The 16,282-nt window shown below is 58.8% G+C and carries 12 protein-coding genes; 4 read left to right on the forward strand and 8 right to left on the reverse strand.

Annotated features, from left to right (window positions below; all coding sequences use genetic code 11):
• Positions 1-141: 141 nt before the first annotated feature.
• The 4 genes from lon to tig all read right to left on the reverse strand — a co-directional run bounded on the left by lon (position 142) and on the right by tig (position 6,061).
• Positions 142-2,496, reverse strand: a complete 2,355-nt coding sequence (lon, locus tag AC1P02_RS17620; RefSeq protein ID WP_021140372.1) for an endopeptidase La — start codon at positions 2,494-2,496, stop codon at positions 142-144.
• A 141-nt stretch (positions 2,497-2,637) separates the two neighbouring features.
• The gene (gene clpX / locus AC1P02_RS17625) at positions 2,638-3,912 is read right to left on the reverse strand and encodes an ATP-dependent protease ATP-binding subunit ClpX (protein ID WP_017411865.1); all 1,275 of its coding nucleotides are present in this window, start codon (positions 3,910-3,912) and stop codon (positions 2,638-2,640) included.
• Between the two features lie 128 nt (positions 3,913-4,040).
• Positions 4,041-4,664: an ATP-dependent Clp endopeptidase proteolytic subunit ClpP gene (gene clpP / locus AC1P02_RS17630; protein WP_005315368.1), complete on the reverse strand. Its 624-nt coding sequence runs from the start codon at positions 4,662-4,664 to the stop codon at positions 4,041-4,043.
• Positions 4,665-4,750: 86 nt separating this feature from the next.
• Positions 4,751-6,061 (reverse strand): trigger factor, encoded by a 1,311-nt coding sequence (gene tig / locus AC1P02_RS17635; RefSeq protein ID WP_005315366.1) that lies wholly within the window; start codon positions 6,059-6,061, stop codon positions 4,751-4,753.
• Between the two features lie 428 nt (positions 6,062-6,489).
• On the opposite strand from tig, the gene AC1P02_RS17640 reads away from it, so the two are divergent.
• Positions 6,490-6,924: a YccF domain-containing protein gene (locus AC1P02_RS17640; protein ID WP_011898663.1), complete on the forward strand. Its 435-nt coding sequence runs from the start codon at positions 6,490-6,492 to the stop codon at positions 6,922-6,924.
• Positions 6,925-7,019: 95 nt separating this feature from the next.
• Complete coding sequence (gene yfbR / locus AC1P02_RS17645; RefSeq protein ID WP_005315363.1) at positions 7,020-7,610, forward strand: 5'-deoxynucleotidase; 591 nt, start codon at positions 7,020-7,022, stop codon at positions 7,608-7,610.
• An 86-nt stretch (positions 7,611-7,696) separates the two neighbouring features.
• Here yfbR and lolE read toward each other — a convergent pair whose 3' ends face one another.
• The 3 genes from lolE to AC1P02_RS17660 are packed head-to-tail and all read right to left on the reverse strand — an operon-like array spanning position 7,697 to position 10,927.
• On the reverse strand, positions 7,697-8,938 hold the full coding sequence (gene lolE, locus AC1P02_RS17650; RefSeq protein WP_021140374.1) for a lipoprotein-releasing ABC transporter permease subunit LolE: 1,242 nt from the start codon (positions 8,936-8,938) through the stop codon (positions 7,697-7,699).
• Positions 8,938-9,636 carry a lipoprotein-releasing ABC transporter ATP-binding protein LolD gene (gene lolD / locus AC1P02_RS17655; RefSeq protein ID WP_017411862.1) on the reverse strand — a complete coding sequence of 233 codons (699 nt, stop codon included), beginning with the start codon at positions 9,634-9,636 and terminating at the stop codon, positions 8,938-8,940. The genes lolE and lolD overlap by 1 nt, the downstream gene beginning before the upstream one ends.
• A gap of 55 nt (positions 9,637-9,691) precedes the next feature.
• Positions 9,692-10,927: a lipoprotein-releasing ABC transporter permease subunit gene (locus tag AC1P02_RS17660; protein ID WP_021140375.1), complete on the reverse strand. Its 1,236-nt coding sequence runs from the start codon at positions 10,925-10,927 to the stop codon at positions 9,692-9,694.
• A gap of 76 nt (positions 10,928-11,003) precedes the next feature.
• On the opposite strand from AC1P02_RS17660, the gene AC1P02_RS17665 reads away from it, so the two are divergent.
• Both AC1P02_RS17665 and mfd read left to right on the forward strand, forming a co-directional pair.
• Positions 11,004-11,579, forward strand: a complete 576-nt coding sequence (locus AC1P02_RS17665) for a PilZ domain-containing protein (RefSeq protein ID WP_005315356.1) — start codon at positions 11,004-11,006, stop codon at positions 11,577-11,579.
• Between the two features lie 9 nt (positions 11,580-11,588).
• A complete protein-coding gene (gene mfd / locus AC1P02_RS17670) occupies positions 11,589-15,053 on the forward strand; it encodes a transcription-repair coupling factor (protein ID WP_429179013.1) in 3,465 nt (1,154 codons plus the stop codon).
• Positions 15,054-15,141: 88 nt separating this feature from the next.
• Here mfd and fbp read toward each other — a convergent pair whose 3' ends face one another.
• Positions 15,142-16,176: a class 1 fructose-bisphosphatase gene (gene fbp, locus AC1P02_RS17675; RefSeq protein WP_005315352.1), complete on the reverse strand. Its 1,035-nt coding sequence runs from the start codon at positions 16,174-16,176 to the stop codon at positions 15,142-15,144.
• Positions 16,177-16,282 lie beyond the last annotated feature (106 nt).

The raw sequence follows: 16,282 nt of genomic DNA on the forward strand, positions 1-16,282 counted from the left end.
CAATCTAGCGCAAACCCGCGCCACATCACGCATTGCGACTCATCATGAGTACCCGATCGGTGGTCAAGGCTACTTCCGTTACCCGGCGCATGCAAGCCTTAACCACCCCCCGAATGCGCCAAATTTGCGGCGCATCAACATTTACACGACAGAAACGCGCTCAAACCCTTGCGGATTGTCCTGCAACGCCAGTTCCAGCACTTCATCAATCCAGCGAACCGGATAGATTTCAAGGTCTTGTTTGACGTTGTCCGGGATCTCTTCGAGGTCTCGTTCGTTTTCTTTCGGGATAAGTACACGCTTGATGCCACCACGATGAGCCGCCAGCAGCTTCTCTTTGAGACCGCCGATGGGCAGCACTTCGCCGCGCAAGGTGATTTCCCCCGTCATGGCCACATCAGCACGAACCGGATTACCGGTCAAGCTGGAGACCAGGGCGGTACACATGGCGATACCGGCACTCGGACCGTCTTTCGGGGTCGCCCCTTCCGGCACGTGCACATGGATATCACGCTTCTCGTAGAAGTCGGCATTGATGCGCAGCTTGTCGGCACGGGCCCGTACTACCGTCATGGCAGCCTGGATGGACTCCTGCATCACATCACCGAGTGAACCGGTGTAGGTGAGCTTGCCCTTGCCCGGCATGTTGGTGGTTTCGATGGTGAGCAGATCGCCGCCCACTTCGGTCCACGCCAAACCACAGACCTGACCAACCTGGTTCTGGTCGGTGGCCTTGCCGTAGTCGAAACGCTGCACCCCGAGGAACTCCTTGAGGTTGGCCTGATTGACCTGAACATGCTTGATGCTCTTGTCCAGCAGGATGCGCTTGACCGCCTTGCGACAAATCTTGGAGATCTCCCGCTCCAGATTCCGCACCCCCGCCTCGCGGGTGTAGTAGCGGATCACACCGACCAGGGCAGAATCTTCGATGGTGATCTCGGACTCTTTCAGGCCGTTGCGCTGGATCTGCTTGGAGACCAGATGCTGCTTGGCAATATTGAGCTTCTCATCTTCGGTATAACCGGAGAGGCGGATCACTTCCATCCGGTCCAGCAGCGGACCCGGGATGTTCATGGAGTTGGAGGTGGCCACGAACATGACGTCCGACAGGTCATAATCCACTTCCAGATAGTGATCGTTGAAGCTGTTGTTCTGCTCCGGATCCAGCACTTCCAGCAAGGCAGAAGCGGGATCGCCACGCATGTCCGAGCTCATCTTGTCGATTTCATCGAGCAGGAACAGCGGGTTTTTCACCCCCACCTTCGCCATCTTCTGGATGAGCTTGCCGGGCATGGAACCGATATAGGTTCGACGGTGACCGCGGATTTCCGCTTCGTCACGCACCCCACCCAGGGCCATGCGCACATACTTGCGACCGGTTGCCTTGGCGATGGACTGACCCAGCGAGGTCTTGCCCACACCGGGAGGACCAACCAGACAGAGGATCGGACCTTTAAGCTTGTTCACCCGCGCCTGTACCGCCAGATACTCGAGGATGCGCTCCTTGACCTTCTCCAGACCAAAATGATCCGAATCCAGCACCTCCTGCGCCTTGCCAAGGTCTTTCTTGACCTTGGAGCGCGCCTTCCAAGGCACCTGCACCATCCAGTCCACATAGCTGCGCACGACTGTGGCTTCGGCAGACATGGGAGACATCATCTTCAGCTTGGCGAGCTCGGCATGGGCCTTTTCACGGGCATCTTCCGGCATGCCCGCCTCTTCAATCTTGCGATTGAGGGCTTCAAATTCATCCGGGCTGTCTTCCAGCTCACCCAGCTCTTTCTGGATGGCCTTCATCTGCTCGTTGAGGTAGTACTCCCGCTGGCTCTTCTCCATCTGCTTCTTGACCCGGGTACGGATGCGTTTCTCGACCTGCAGCAGGTCAATCTCCGACTCCATCATGGCCATCAGAAACTCGATGCGCTCGGACACAGAGGCGATTTCCAGCACCTTCTGCTTGTCTTCGAGCTTGAGCGGCATGTGCGCGGCCATGGTATCGGCCAGGCGAGCAGCATCATCGATCGCCGAAATCGAGGTCAATACCTCGGGCGGGATCTTCTTGTTGAGCTTGATATAGCCTTCAAACTGACCGATGGCGGAGCGCACCAGCACGTCCTGGTCCTTCTCCTCGATGGCGGTGGAAGCGATGTACTGCGCCTCACCGACGAAGAAGTCCTTGTCATCGATTATCCGCTCAAGACGGGCACGCTGGCCCCCTTCCACCAGCACCTTGACGGTGCCATCCGGCAGCTTGAGCATCTGTAGAATATTGGCCACTGTCCCGACGGAGAAAATCTCCTCCACCGTCGGCTCATCGGTTGACGCGTCCTTCTGAGCCACCAGCAGAACTTTTTTGTCCTGCTCCATGGCCGCTTCCAGACAGCGAATGGATTTTTCCCGCCCCACAAAGAGTGGAATGACCATGTGGGGGTAAACCACCACGTCACGAAGAGGCAGGACGGGAATCTCGATGCGTTCTGAACGCTCTAGGTTCATATATGTCCTCTCGGCTTGTTATACCGTTGGCAAAGCGCTTGGCTGAGTATATGGGGGCGCAGAGATGAGATTCAATCGCCGAATCGGTAAAAAGCATGAAAGGGGCAAAAAGCCCCTTTCATTTGATTAAAAATCAGACTGTTACTCTGATACAGCAGCCTGGGTCTCGGGATTTTCGTAGATCATCAAGGGCGCGGAGTCCCCTTTGATCACCGTCTCGTCGATCACCACCTTGCTGACACCCTCCAGGGATGGCAGGTCATACATGGTATCGAGCAACACGGCTTCCACGATGGATCTCAGACCACGGGCACCGGTTTTCCGCTCCATCGCCTTGTGCGCAATGGCGTTCAAGGCGTCGTCACGGAACTCCAGCTCCACCCCTTCAAGATCGAACAAGGCAGCATATTGCTTGGTCAGCGCATTTTTCGGCTCTTTCAGGATCTGGATGAGGGCAGCCTCGTCCAGCTCGGTCAAGGTCGCGACCACAGGCAAACGGCCGATGAACTCGGGGATCAGACCATATTTGATCAGATCTTCCGGCTCCACCTTGGCAAAGTTCTCGCTCAAGGTCGCTCTGGCATTCTTGGATTTGACGTCAGCGCCAAAACCGATGCCGGTGCCCTTGACGGAGCGTTGCTCGATCACCTTGTCCAGACCGGCAAAGGCGCCGCCACAGATGAAGAGGATCTTGGAGGTATCGACCTGCAAGAACTCCTGCTGCGGGTGCTTGCGACCACCTTGCGGCGGCACGGAAGCAATGGTGCCTTCGATCAGCTTGAGCAGGGCCTGCTGCACCCCTTCCCCGGACACGTCGCGGGTAATGGAGGGGTTGTCTGACTTGCGGGAGATCTTGTCGATCTCGTCGATATAGACGATGCCGCGCTGGGCCTTCTCTACGTCGTAGTCACACTTTTGCAACAGCTTCTGGATGATGTTCTCCACGTCTTCGCCCACATAACCGGCTTCGGTCAGTGTGGTGGCGTCGGCCATGGTGAACGGCACATCCAGCAGACGAGCAAGTGTTTCGGCCAGCAGCGTCTTGCCGCTACCGGTCGGGCCAATCAACAGAATGTTGGACTTGCCCAGCTCCACACCACCGGCTTCGCTGCTGTTACGCAGACGCTTGTAGTGGTTGTAAACGGCCACGGCCAACACCTTCTTGGCATATTCCTGCCCGATCACATAGTCATCCAGGTGAGCACGGATTTCATGAGGGGTCGGCAGCTCGCTACCATCGCGCTTGGGAGAGATCTCGCGGATCTCCTCGCGGATGATGTCGTTACACAGCTCGACACACTCATCACATATGTAGACGGAAGGGCCAGCGATCAGCTTGCGCACTTCATGCTGGCTTTTGCCGCAAAAAGAGCAGTAGAGCAGCTTATCACCCTCACCCTTGCGTTTTTCTGTCATTCAGCAACCTCGTTTTATCAATAGAGGATGGGTCGTCCCGTTGAGTTTACAACAGTCCGCGACACCCTGCTCAAGCACGCTAGTTCAGGACACAGTCACTCAGGCAATGTCCAGGACGATACCGGAGCTCAGCCGCGCTGGCTCAGGATACCGTCAACCAGGCCATAAGCCACGGCTTGATCGGCCGACATGAAGTTGTCACGGTCGGTATCACGCTCTATGGTGGCCATCTCCTGACCGGTATGGAAGGCCAGACGCTCGTTCAGGGTATTCTTGATTTTCAGGATCTCCTGGGCATGGATCTGGATGTCAGATGCCTGTCCCTGGAAACCGCCCAACGGCTGATGGATCATCACGCGGGCACTGGGCAGGCAGAAACGCTTGCCCTTGGCACCACCGGCCAGCAGGAAGGCACCCATGGAGCAGGCTTGCCCCATACAGACGGTACTCACATCCGGCTTGATGAACTGCATGGTGTCATAAATGGACATGCCGGCCGTGACGGCACCACCCGGAGAGTTGATGTAGATGCTGATGTCCTGATCCGGATTCTCGGACTCCAGAAACAGCAGCTGGGCTACAACCAGATTTGCCATATGATCTTCAACCTGACCAGTCAGGAAGATCACCCGCTCCTTCAACAGACGAGAATAAATGTCGTAGGAACGCTCCCCTTTTGCAGTCTGCTCTACCACCATGGGGATGAGCGCATTGCGTGGGGATTCAGTCACATCGTTATAGTTCTTGTACATAAGGCATTGTCCCTAAAATAAAATGGCCCGAGTGGAGATCACACGAGCCATTATACTTAACAGTCTTGACCTTAAGTCAAATGTTCTTAGGCAGCGGCACCGGACTTGTTGATCACTTCGTCAAAGGCAACTTCTTTCTCGGTCACTTGCGCTTTGGACAGGATCAGGTCGATGGCTTGATCTTCAACCGCCAGATTGCGCACGCCATTCAGCATTTGCTCATTCTTCTGGTAGTACTCGATCACTTCCTTCGGATCTTCGTAGGCAGTGGCCATGGACTCGATGATGCTGGTCACGCGGGCATCGTCAGCCTTGATCTCGTTGGTACGGATCACGTCGCCCAGCAGCAGACCTACACGGACGCGACGCTCGGCCTGAGCCTGGAACAGTTCAGCCGGCAGCTCAGGTGCGTTGCCGCCCTGGAAACCGCCAAAGCGCTGCAGAGCCTGTTGACGCAGAGTATCGATCTCCTGAGCAACAGCAGCCTTCGGCAGATCGATCTGGTTGGCTTCAACCAGACCGTTCAGAACCTGCTCTTTCACGCTGTTTTTCAGGGCTTGAGCCAGTTCGCGCTCCATGTTCTTGCGCACTTCGGCTTTCAGCTCTTCAACGTTGCCGCTCTCGATACCGAAACGCTTGACGAACTCTTCAGTCAGCTCAGGCAGGATCTGCTCTTCAACCTTGATCAACTTGGAGGCGAACTTGGCCGCTTTGCCTTTCAGGTTTTCAGCGTGGTAGTCAGCCGGGAAAGTCACTTCGATAGTGAACTCGTCGCCCGCTTTCTTGCCCATGATGGCGTCTTCGAAGCCAGGGATCATGCGACCGGCACCCAGTACCAGGTTGAAGCCTTCGGCTTTGCCGCCGTCGAACTCTTCACCGTCGATGGAACCGATGAAGTCCATGGTCACACGCATGCCATCGGCAGCGGCGGCATCGACATCAGCCCAGGTGGCGTGCTGCTTGCGCAGGGTGTCGATCATGTTGGCCAGATCTTCATCCTTGACGGTCGCAACCGGCTTCTCGACCTTGATGGTCTCCAGGCCAGCCACTTCAAACTCGGGATAAACTTCAAAGGTCGCGGTGAATTCGAAATCCTGACCTTCCTGGATCTCTTTCGGATCCATGGTCGGGGCACCGGCCGGGCTCAGTTTGTTTTCGATGATGGCCTTGATGAAGTTGTTCTGCATCATTTCATCAGCAACACGAGCGTGAGCCATGGCGCCGAACATCTTCTTGATGATGGCAACCGGGGCCTTGCCAGGACGGAAACCGTCGATACGACGGGTTTTGGCCAGACCGTTCAATTCTTTACGCACGGCAGCGTCAACGGTAGCAGCCGGTACAGTGATGGTAAGACGGCGTTCCAGACCCTGGGTTGTCTCTACAGAAACTTGCATTCTTTTACCTCGTTCAACTCAGCACTGTGTGCTGACCCTTATTGCCCCTGGGCAAAGCCCGGAGTCTTCCTGTTTATAAAGACAACGACTGTCTTTGTGATGAGAAAATATGACGCGACATTATAGCGGCGCACTTTGGTCGAGTCGAGCCACACATCCCCCAACGGGGGTGGCGATAGCACAATTCGCGCAAAACTGACCCTTATATGGGGAACTCCCGAGCAAACTTCAAGCGCACAACACGCAAGAATTTGCACTTGCTCACCTTTTTTCGCGCAAAGGCCTACTTTTTCACCTCATTTTCTGCCAAAAAGGCAGCCTGTTCAGGGGTTGCGACCCAAATTGTCCACCCTGTCACATCAACCATTGCGTCTATGGCCGCTGCTCGCTATGGTGACAGCCAAATTTATGAGTCTGGAGTGACCAACATGGCCTTTTTCCGCTTCTTGTTTAACCTGCTCTGGTTTGTACTGGGGGGCGTCTTCATGGGGCTGGCCTGGTGGCTGGCCGGGCTGCTCTGCTTTGTCTCGCTGATCGGGATCCCCTGGGGTCGCGCCTGCTTCGTCATCGGCACCTTTACCTTCTTCCCGTTTGGCAAGCAGGCGGTGAGCCGCAAGAGCATGACTGGGCAAAGCGACATCGGCACCGGTACTCTGGGGCTGATTGGCAACATACTCTGGTTCCTGGTGATCGGGATCTGGCTGGCAATCGGTCACATTGCCTCCGCGCTAGCCTGCTTCGTGACCATCATAGGCATTCCGTTTGGCATCCAGCACCTCAAGCTGGCCTTGATTGCCCTGGCCCCCATCGGTCAGATGGTGGTGACCAACCACGAAGCCGAATCCGGTCGCTACATTCGCTGAGCACCACGCAAAATTGCACGGGCAAGCTGCCTGCGCAGCAAAAAAAGGGCAGACTAGGGTCTGCCCTTTTTCATTGCCACTGCCCGAGGCCCTCCATGCTTCCCAGCCATTTTTTTGCCAATCTCGCCCGCATGAAACTCATTTACCGCTGGCCGCTGATGCGCAACATACAACCTGAAAACATCGCCGAGCACAGTCTGCAGGTGGCCATGGTGGCCCACGCCCTGGGGCTTATCCAGAATCGTCTTTTTGGTGGCCAAGTCGATGCGGATCGCGCCGCCGTGATGGCGCTCTACCACGACAGCAGCGAGGTGCTGACCGGCGATCTGCCCACACCGGTCAAGTATTTCAATCCCGAAATTGCGAGGGAGTACAAGAAGATAGAGCTGGCCGCCGAGCAGCGCCTGCTGGGGATGCTACCGGCCGAACTGGTGGAGGATTTTCGCCCTCTGCTGGACTCGGGAGCCCAGGACGCCGGGCTGGTTCGTCTGGTGAAAGACGCCGATACCCTCTGCGCCTACACCAAGTGTCTGGAGGAGATAAACGCCGGCAACCGGGAGTTCGAACCGGCCAGGAAACGCCTCGAAGCCATGCTGGAAGCGCGCATGAGCCCGCAGATGCATTACTTCATCGATGTCTTCGTGGCAAGCTTCTCCCTGCCGCTCGATGAGCTGAACGCACACTAGCAGCCCAAACCACCTGAAAACAGAAGGGCCCGCCGGTTTGCACCGGCGGGCCCTTCGTTATTTATCGGCAGATCAGATACCGCGCATCAGTGCCCCAACTCCCGCGATGGCACCAGACCGCTCGCCCGCCAGGCGGGGTAAAGCGTCGCCAGCAGGCTCATCAGTATGGCTGCGCCAGTCACGATAGCCAGATCCTGCATGTGCAATTCGGTCGGCAGGAAGTCGATGAAGTAGATGTCGGGGTTGAGGAAGCGATGGCCTATCACCCCTTCGATAAAGCTCAGGATCTGGGTCAGCTTGCTGGAGAGCAGGCCGCCGAGCAGGGCCCCGAGCAAGGCGCCGAGCACCCCGTTCACCATGCCCTGAATGACAAAGGTAAGCCGGATCTGACCGGGGCTCGCCCCCATGGTCTTCAAGATGGCAATCTCGCTGCGCTTCTCGTTCACCGCCATCACCAGGGTGGAGACGATGTTGAAGCAGGCCACCGCCACCACCATCAGCATCACCACATACATGACGGTACGCACCATCTGTATGTCCTGATAGAGGTAGCCCTGCCGGCTCATCCAGCTGCTGATGTAGACGTAATGCGGAAATTTCTGGGCAGCCGCGACCGTGATGGATTGTGCCTTGAGCACATCGCTGACCTTGAGGCTGAACCCTTCCACCGTATTGCCCATACCGGTCATGGTCTGGGCATCGGCCAGGTGCATGAAGCCGAGCATGCCATCGAGCTGACCGCCGATCTCAAGCAAGCCCACTACCTTGAGGGATTCCCGCTTCGGGTTCTTGATGCCGGCGGCGTCCCCCCCTTGCGGCAGCAAGAGGGCAACCGAGTCACCTATCTTGACCCCCAGCTTGTCGGCGATGGTCTTGCCGAGAATCAGCCCATGTTCGCCCACCTGCAGTTCACGCAGACCACGGCCAGTCATGTACTTGCCCGCATCGGACAGATTGGCTTCGAGCTCCGGCAACACGGCACGCACCTGCAAGCCCTTGAGGGCATTGCCATGCTCAAGCAACCCATTGAGGGTGATCACAGGCGCGGCAGCTTCCACTCCTGGCTGGGCCAGCAGGTAATCCCGCAACTTGGGCCAGTCAGGCAATGGCGCCTCCATCCCCATCAGCTCACCGTGAGGCACCACTGAGAGCACCCTGTCTTTGAGCTCCCGCTCGAACCCGTTCATTGCAGAGAGACCCAGAATGAGGGCCATCACACCGAGAGCGATGCCGATGAGGGACGAGGCGGAAATAAACGCGATGAAGCCGTTGCGTCGACGGGAGCGGCTGTAACGCAGGCCCAGAAAGAGGGGCAGCGGTTTGAACATCAGGCGACCTCCGCCATGATGCCGCTCACCAGGGTGACCCGCCGATGGAGCTTGGCGGCCAGACTCAGGTCATGGGTGACTACCACAAAGGCAGTGCCCAGCTCACGATTGAGCTCACAGAGCAGCTCGTAAACAGCGGTTGCACTGGCATGATCCAGGTTTCCGGTGGGCTCGTCCGCCAGTACCAGGCTGGGCTCGTTGACCAAGGCGCGGGCAATGGCCACCCGCTGGCGTTCGCCACCGGACAGCTCGGATGGCCTGTGGTTGAGGCGATGGGAAAGCCCCACCCGACCCAGCATGCGAGTCGCCTTGTCGGTAGCGACGGCTACCGACTCACCGGCAATAAGCAGCGGCATGGCGGTGTTCTCCAGCGCGGTAAACTCGGCGAGCAGGTGGTGAAACTGATAGACAAATCCCAGCTCCTGGTTGCGGAATCTCGCCTGGGTACGGCTATCCCAGTGGTGGATATCCTGCCCCTTGAACAGCACGGCGCCGCTTGACGGGTTGTCGAGGGCTCCCATCAGATGCAGCAAGGTGGTCTTGCCCGATCCCGAGCTGCCCACCACCGCCAGCATCTCGCCGGGGGCGACACTCAGATCAATCCCCTTGAGGACCTGGGTCTCCAGCTCACCCTCTTGATAAACATGATTCAGGGCCTGACAACGCAGCAGAGGTTCACTGGACAAGGGTTCATTCATAAAGGGAGCTCCACTTACGCCGGCAATCTCACCGGAGGTAACAACAGAAGATGAGTTATTCATAACGCAGCGCCTCGGCCGGTTTCACCCGGGCCGCACGGGCCGCAGGGTAGAGGGTGGCACTGAAGCTGAGCAGCACGGCGCCCAGCAAGATGGTAATGACCTGGGTTGGCTCCACTATCACGGGCAGGCCGCTACCGCCCGCCGTCATATAGAGGTTGAGCCCCACCGCATCGAGCAGGGGGTTGAGTCCGAGCGAGAGTGCGAGCCCGGTCAGACCGCCAAGCAGGGCGCCGATCACACCGCTGGAAGCGCCGAGCACCATGAATATCTTGACGATACCCGACTCGTTCATGCCCATGGTGCGCAGTATGGCAACTTCTCCCTCCTTGTCGGTGACCACCATCACCAGGGCTGAGAGGATGTTGAAGGTGGCGACCGCGATGATCAGCACCAGCATCAGCCCCATCATGCGCTTCTCCATGGCGACCGCCTGGAACAGCTCACCGCGCTCTCGGCGCCAGTCCTGCCATTCCAGTCCATCCGGCAATGCCGTCTTTATCACCTGATCGGCGGCGAAGGGATCGTCCAGCCAGAGCCGAATGCCGCCGACGGTTTCTGTCGGCAGGCGCAGCAGGCGCTGGGCATCCCCCAACGCAACCAGAGCAACCTGGCTATCCACGTCGGCGCCGACCCCGAAGATGCCGGAAACGGTAAACAGGCGCTGGGCAGGGACCCGACCAAAGGGCGTGAAACGGGTGCCCTCGGTCAGAAGCAGACGAACCTGATCCCCCATGGAGACCTTGAGACGGCTGGCGACCCCCTGCCCCAGCACTATGTGGTATTCACCCTGCTGCAGGCTGTCGAGGCGACCCATCTGCATCTGGGCGTGCAGTATGTCATCCTTTGGCCACTGGGCCGGGTCTATCCCCTGTACGCTGACACCGATGAGCTGGCCCGGGCTCTGCAACATCCCTTCGCTATCGAGCATGGGGGCGCTGGCAATCACATGGGGCAGCTTGGCAAGGTCGGGTAAACCGTCGGGATGGGCATCGATGCGGCCAGTCTGGTTGGTCACCACCACATGGGGGATCACGCCCAGGATCCGGCCCTTGAGCTGCCCTTCGAAGCCGTTCATCACGGATATGACCACCATCAGGGCCGCGACCCCGATGGCGATACCAAAGGTGGAGAACAGGGAGATGAATGAAACGAAGCGATTACTGCGTCGTGAGCCTGCGTAGCGAAGGCCAATGGCCAGCGACAGCGGCTGAAAAAGTCCAGTCTTCAAGGAGTTCTACGTTGCCAACAAAATAAGATACCGGATAATAAAGGGAAACCGTCTATGACAACAAGGGATAGCCTCCATGCAGGAACAGTTCTTCAGCGTCACCCATGCCACCCCGGTCAATGTGATCCCCATGCCCGGTGACTTTCATCTGCCGACGCTGGAGGCACTGGAGGCCGAACTGCCCGAGCCCTTTCGCATCGCCTCCTCCATTACCTCCATCGACATGGTGACCAGTCGCCTGATGCGAAACCAGAATGAATCGATGCACGATCTGGTGGAAATCGTCAACCAGCAGTCGCGCAAGATCGACATGATCATGGGTTATGTGCTGTCGGTGCAAGATCACCCCGAGCATCGCTTCCACACCCTGCGCTTTGGCGCAGGCCAGCTTACCTACTTGCATCCGCACCAGGGCCATGGCGAACCACCGCCCCTGCACCAGATAGTGCGACTCAAGATCTTCCTGCGGGAAGAGGCCTCCGCCATCTACTGCTATGCCGAGGTCAAGCAGCTGGATCCGAGCGAACATGGCACCCAGGTGGGGCTCGATTATGCCCGGATCCGTGAGGATGACCGCGAACTGCTGGTCCGTGCCAGCCTGCATGTCCAATCCAAGCAACTCAAATTGCGTGCTCAAGACCGTCAACGTTAAAAGAATCGAATGATGCCAATGAAGCTTCCCGCCTTGCCCGCCAAGGCGGGCCAAAAGTTAACGCTCGGCCAGTTGACCGGCAGCAGCCTTTCACTGGTTGCTGCCCGCCTTACCACCCAAGCGAACCGTCCGGTCCTGCTGGTGACCGCCGATACCCCGAGTGCCCTGCGCCTCGAGCAGGAATTGCAGTTCCTGCTGGCCGCTCAAGGTTGCCCTGTGCTGATGTTCCCGGATTGGGAAACCCTGCCCTACGACACCTTTTCCCCCCATCAGGACATCATCTCCCAGCGACTGGAGACCCTCTACAAACTGCCGCAGATGAGCGCCGGCGTGCTGATCGTGCCTATCTCGACCTTGATGCTGCGCTGCGCCCCCCAGGTCTACCTCGACAAGTACAGCCTGATGGTGAAGGCCGGTCAGCGCCTCAACCTGCAACAGTTGCGAGGACGTCTGGCCGAGGCAGGCTATGTGGCGGTGGATCAGGTGCTGGAGCACGGCGAGTTTGCCGCCCGCGGCTCACTGCTCGATCTCTTTCCCATGGGCAGCAACAGCCCCTATCGCATCGACTTTTTCGATGACGAGGTGGACTCCATCCGTCCGTTCGATCCCGAGACCCAGCGTTCCAGCGAACCGGTCAAGACGGTCAGCCTGTTGCCCGCCCGGGAATTCCCCACCGACGAGGCCGCCATCGAGCTGTTCCGTGGGCAATTTCGCGAACAGTTCGAGCTGTCGCGCGCGGAAGGCTCCGTCTATCAGGAAGTGAGCAAGGGGCGCTGGCCCGCCGGCATCGAATACTACCTGCCGCTCTTCTTCCATCAGACCGCCAGCCTGTTCGACTACCTGCCGGACAACACCCTGCTGCTCACAGTGGGGGATATCTATCCCGCGGCCCAACGCTTCTGGAACGACATAGGCCAGCGCTATGAGGACAGACGCTGGGACAACACCCGCCCCTTGTTACCACCCCAGCAGATCTACCTGCCGGTGGAGCAATTGTTCGCCGCCCTCGGTCACTATGGTGCCGTGCGGCTGCAGGAAGCCGCCACCGACGGCGGCGCTGGCCAGCATGATCTCCCCATAGCCGCGCTGCCGGAGCTGCAACTGGATCACAGCAAAGAGCAGCCCATGCTGGCGCTGAACCAGTTTCTGGACAGCTTCACGGGTCGCACCCTGTTCGTGGTGGAATCCGAAGGACGGCGGGAAGTGCTCGGCGATCTGCTGGCGCGCATATCCTTGCAACCCAAGGAGTTCCCCTCGCTGGATGCCTTCATGGCGGGCAAGGCGCGCCACGGTCTGCTGGTTGCACCGCTGGAGCGGGGTTTTCTGCTGCAAGAGGCCGGGCATGATGAGCTTGCCCTTATCACGGAGACAGAGCTGCTGGGCGGTAAAGTCCGCAGCAAGCGAGCCCGGGAAAAGAACAAGAACTTAAGCTCGGATGCGGTGATCCGAAACCTCGGCGAGTTGACCCAGGGCCAGCCTGTGGTTCACCTGGATCACGGCGTCGGCCGGTATCTGGGGCTCGAAACCATCGATGCCGGTGGCCTGCCCACCGAGTTCCTGACCCTCGAGTATGCCGGTGGCGACAAGCTGTTCGTGCCGGTCACCAACCTGCATCTCATCAGCCGCTACACAGGCTCTGACAACCCGCCCAGCCACAAACTCGGCGGCGAGGCCTGGGTCAAGGCGCGGCGCAAGGCGGCAGAGAAGGTGCGCGACGTGGCAGCCGAGCTGCTGGATGTCTATGCCCTGCGGGCGGCGCGCCACGGTTTTGCCTTCCAGCACGACAGGGAAGCCTACCGCCAGTTCGCCGCCGGTTTCCCGTTCGAGGAGACAGAGGATCAGCTCAACGCCATCAATGCGGTACTGGGGGACATGTGTCAGGCCAAGAGCATGGACCGGCTGGTGTGTGGCGACGTCGGCTTTGGCAAGACCGAAGTGGCGATGCGAGCCGCCTTCGTGGCCGTCCACGGCGGCAAGCAGGTCGCCGTGCTGGTGCCCACCACTTTGCTGGCCCAGCAGCACTACGACAACTTCCGTGATCGCTTCGCCAACTGGCCGGTGCGGGTCGAGGTGCTGAGCCGCTTTCGTACCGCCAGGGAGCAGACCAGCGTGATGAAGGAGCTGGCCGATGGTAAGGTCGACATCATCATAGGTACCCACAAGCTCTTGGGCTCAGATCTGACCTTCAAGGATTTGGGGCTGCTCATCGTCGATGAGGAGCACAGATTCGGGGTGCGCCAGAAGGAGAAGATCAAGGCGCTGCGGGCCGACGTGGATATCCTTACCCTCACGGCGACGCCAATCCCGCGCACCCTCAACATGGCGATGGCCGGCATGCGGGATCTCTCCATCATCGCCACCCCGCCAGCCAAGCGTCTCGCCATCAAGACCTTTGTGCGCCAGCAGGATCCTGCGGTCACCCGCGAGGCGGTACTGCGGGAGCTCAAGCGGGGCGGTCAGGTCTACTACCTGCACAACGACGTGGAGAGCATAGAAAAATGCGCCGGCGATCTCGCCGAGCTGGTGCCGGAGGCCCGTATCGGCATCGCCCACGGCCAGATGCGCGAACGCGATCTTGAGCGAGTCATGTCGGACTTCTACCACCAGCGCTTCAACCTGCTGGTCTGCACCACCATCATAGAGACCGGCATAGACGTCCCCAGCGCCAACACCATCATCATGGATCGCGCCGATCATCTGGGGCTGGCCCAGTTGCACCAGTTGCGGGGCCGGGTTGGCCGCTCCCACCATCAGGCCTATGCCTACCTGCTCACCCCTCATCCCAAGTTGATGAGCAAGGATGCGCTCAAGCGGCTCGAGGCCATCGCATCGCTCGAAGATCTCGGCGCCGGTTTTGCGCTGGCGACCCACGATCTGGAGATCCGGGGTGCAGGCGAGCTCTTGGGCGACGATCAGAGCGGCCAGATCGAATCGGTCGGTTTCACCCTCTATATGGAGATGCTGGAGCAGGCGGTCGAGGCGCTGAAAAATGGCAAGGAGCCATCGCTGGAGCAGCTGATGAGTCAGCACACAGAGGTCGAGCTGCGCCTGCCCGCCCTGTTGCCGGAGGAGTACATACCGGACGTCAACATGCGTCTGTCCATGTACAAGCGCATCGCCAGCGCGGCCGACGAGCAGGAGCTGCGCGAATTGAAGGTGGAGCTGATCGACCGCTTCGGCCTGCTGCCGGAGGCGACCAAGACGCTCATGGAGATTGCCGCCTTCCGCCAGCGTGCCACCGCCCTTGGCATTCGCCGGGTGGAGATGAGCGAGCGTGGCGGTTACCTGGACTTCACTCAGGAGACCCGCGTCAACCCTGGCTATCTGGTCAAGCTGCTCTCCGAGCAGCCACGCATCTACAAGATGGATGGGCCCACCCGATTGCGCTTCCAGGTACCGACCCCGGACCGCGCCATGCGCCTGAAACTGGTGGACGGCCTGCTGGCGGATCTCGCCAACCACGCCAGCCACTGATACGAGCAACGCAACTCGCCCAAACAAAACGGGAGCCATATCGGCTCCCGTTTTTTTATGCGCTCATCGCAGGCACTGGATCAGTGCATCAACCCTGATTGGCCGGATCCTCGTGGGCGGAGAACTCCCGCATGAAGGCCTCGGCCCGCTCCACCATCTTGGTGGAACCGACGAAGTAAGGGGTGCGCTGGTGCAAGGCAGTGGGCTGGATGTCCATGATGCGGCCAAAGCCGTCGGACGCCTTGCCACCGGCCTGCTCCACCAAAAATGCCATGGGGTTGCACTCATAGAGCAGGCGCAGCTTGCCGTTCGGGGAGTTGGTGCCGGACGGATAGATATAGATGCCGCCCTTGAGCAGGTTGCGATGGAAATCGGAGACCAGGGAGCCGATATAGCGGGAGGTGTAGGGTCTGTGAGTCGCCTCGTCCCGCTCCTGGCAATATTTGAGGTACTTCTTCACCCCGTCCGGGAACTTGATGTAGTTGCCCTCGTTGATGGAGTAGATCTTGCCCTCCTCCGGGATGCGAATGTTCTCGTGGGAGAGGCAAAAGCAACCGATGGAAGGATCGTAGGTGAAACCGTTGACGCCAAAGCCGGTGGTGTAGACCAGCATGGTGGAAGAGCCGTAGACCACGTAACCGGCAGCGACCTGACGGTTGCCCGGTTGCAGGAAATCTTCCAGGGTGACGCCCGTCCCCGGGGCGCTGAGACGGCGGTAAATGGAGAAGATGGTCCCGACCGAGACGTTGACATCAATGTTGGAAGAGCCGTCGAGGGGATCGATCAGCACCACGTATTTGGAGTGACGGGAGAGCTCGGAATCAAAGGAGACGAAGTCCTCTTCTTCTTCGGATGCAATACCGCACACTTCACCACGGGCTTCCAGCGCGGCTTTAAAGCGCTCATTGGCATACACATCCAGCTTCTGCTGCACCTCGCCCTGCACGTTTTCAGCACCCATGGAGCCGATGATATCTGCCAGCCCCGCTTTGTTGATCTCCCGGTTCACCACCTTGGCGGCCAGACGGATGGAACTGAGCAGTGAGGTCAGCTCGCCGGTCGCGGTGGGATAATCCGCCTGCTTTTTGACGATGAACTCGCCCATGGTGATCATGTTTCGCATTATTGTTCCTTTAAGAGCGTTTCCGTTGGCTTTGAAAACGTTTGCACACGTCGACAAAAAAAGTGCCGATCCTCGGCAGCCTTGTTTTGTAACCTAATGTAACGCC

It is taken from the genome of Aeromonas sp. TS_SC_11 (genome assembly GCF_057318915.1).

Excerpts from the sequence above, each read along its gene's own strand:
- clpX (WP_017411865.1), bottom strand. The coding sequence starts at position 3,912 with ATGACAGAAAAACGCAAGGGTGAGGGTGATAAGCTGCTCTACTGCTCT.
- mfd (WP_429179013.1), top strand. The coding sequence starts at position 11,589 with ATGATGCCAATGAAGCTTCCCGCCTTGCCCGCCAAGGCGGGCCAAAAG.
- fbp (WP_005315352.1), bottom strand. The coding sequence starts at position 16,176 with ATGCGAAACATGATCACCATGGGCGAGTTCATCGTCAAAAAGCAGGCG.
- tig (WP_005315366.1), bottom strand. The coding sequence starts at position 6,061 with ATGCAAGTTTCTGTAGAGACAACCCAGGGTCTGGAACGCCGTCTTACC.
- lon (WP_021140372.1), bottom strand. The coding sequence starts at position 2,496 with ATGAACCTAGAGCGTTCAGAACGCATCGAGATTCCCGTCCTGCCTCTT.
- yfbR (WP_005315363.1), top strand. The coding sequence starts at position 7,020 with ATGCTTCCCAGCCATTTTTTTGCCAATCTCGCCCGCATGAAACTCATT.
- lolE (WP_021140374.1), bottom strand. The coding sequence starts at position 8,938 with ATGTTCAAACCGCTGCCCCTCTTTCTGGGCCTGCGTTACAGCCGCTCC.
- AC1P02_RS17665 (WP_005315356.1), top strand. The coding sequence starts at position 11,004 with ATGCAGGAACAGTTCTTCAGCGTCACCCATGCCACCCCGGTCAATGTG.
- clpP (WP_005315368.1), bottom strand. The coding sequence starts at position 4,664 with ATGTACAAGAACTATAACGATGTGACTGAATCCCCACGCAATGCGCTC.
- lolD (WP_017411862.1), bottom strand. The coding sequence starts at position 9,636 with ATGAATGAACCCTTGTCCAGTGAACCTCTGCTGCGTTGTCAGGCCCTG.
- AC1P02_RS17640 (WP_011898663.1), top strand. The coding sequence starts at position 6,490 with ATGGCCTTTTTCCGCTTCTTGTTTAACCTGCTCTGGTTTGTACTGGGG.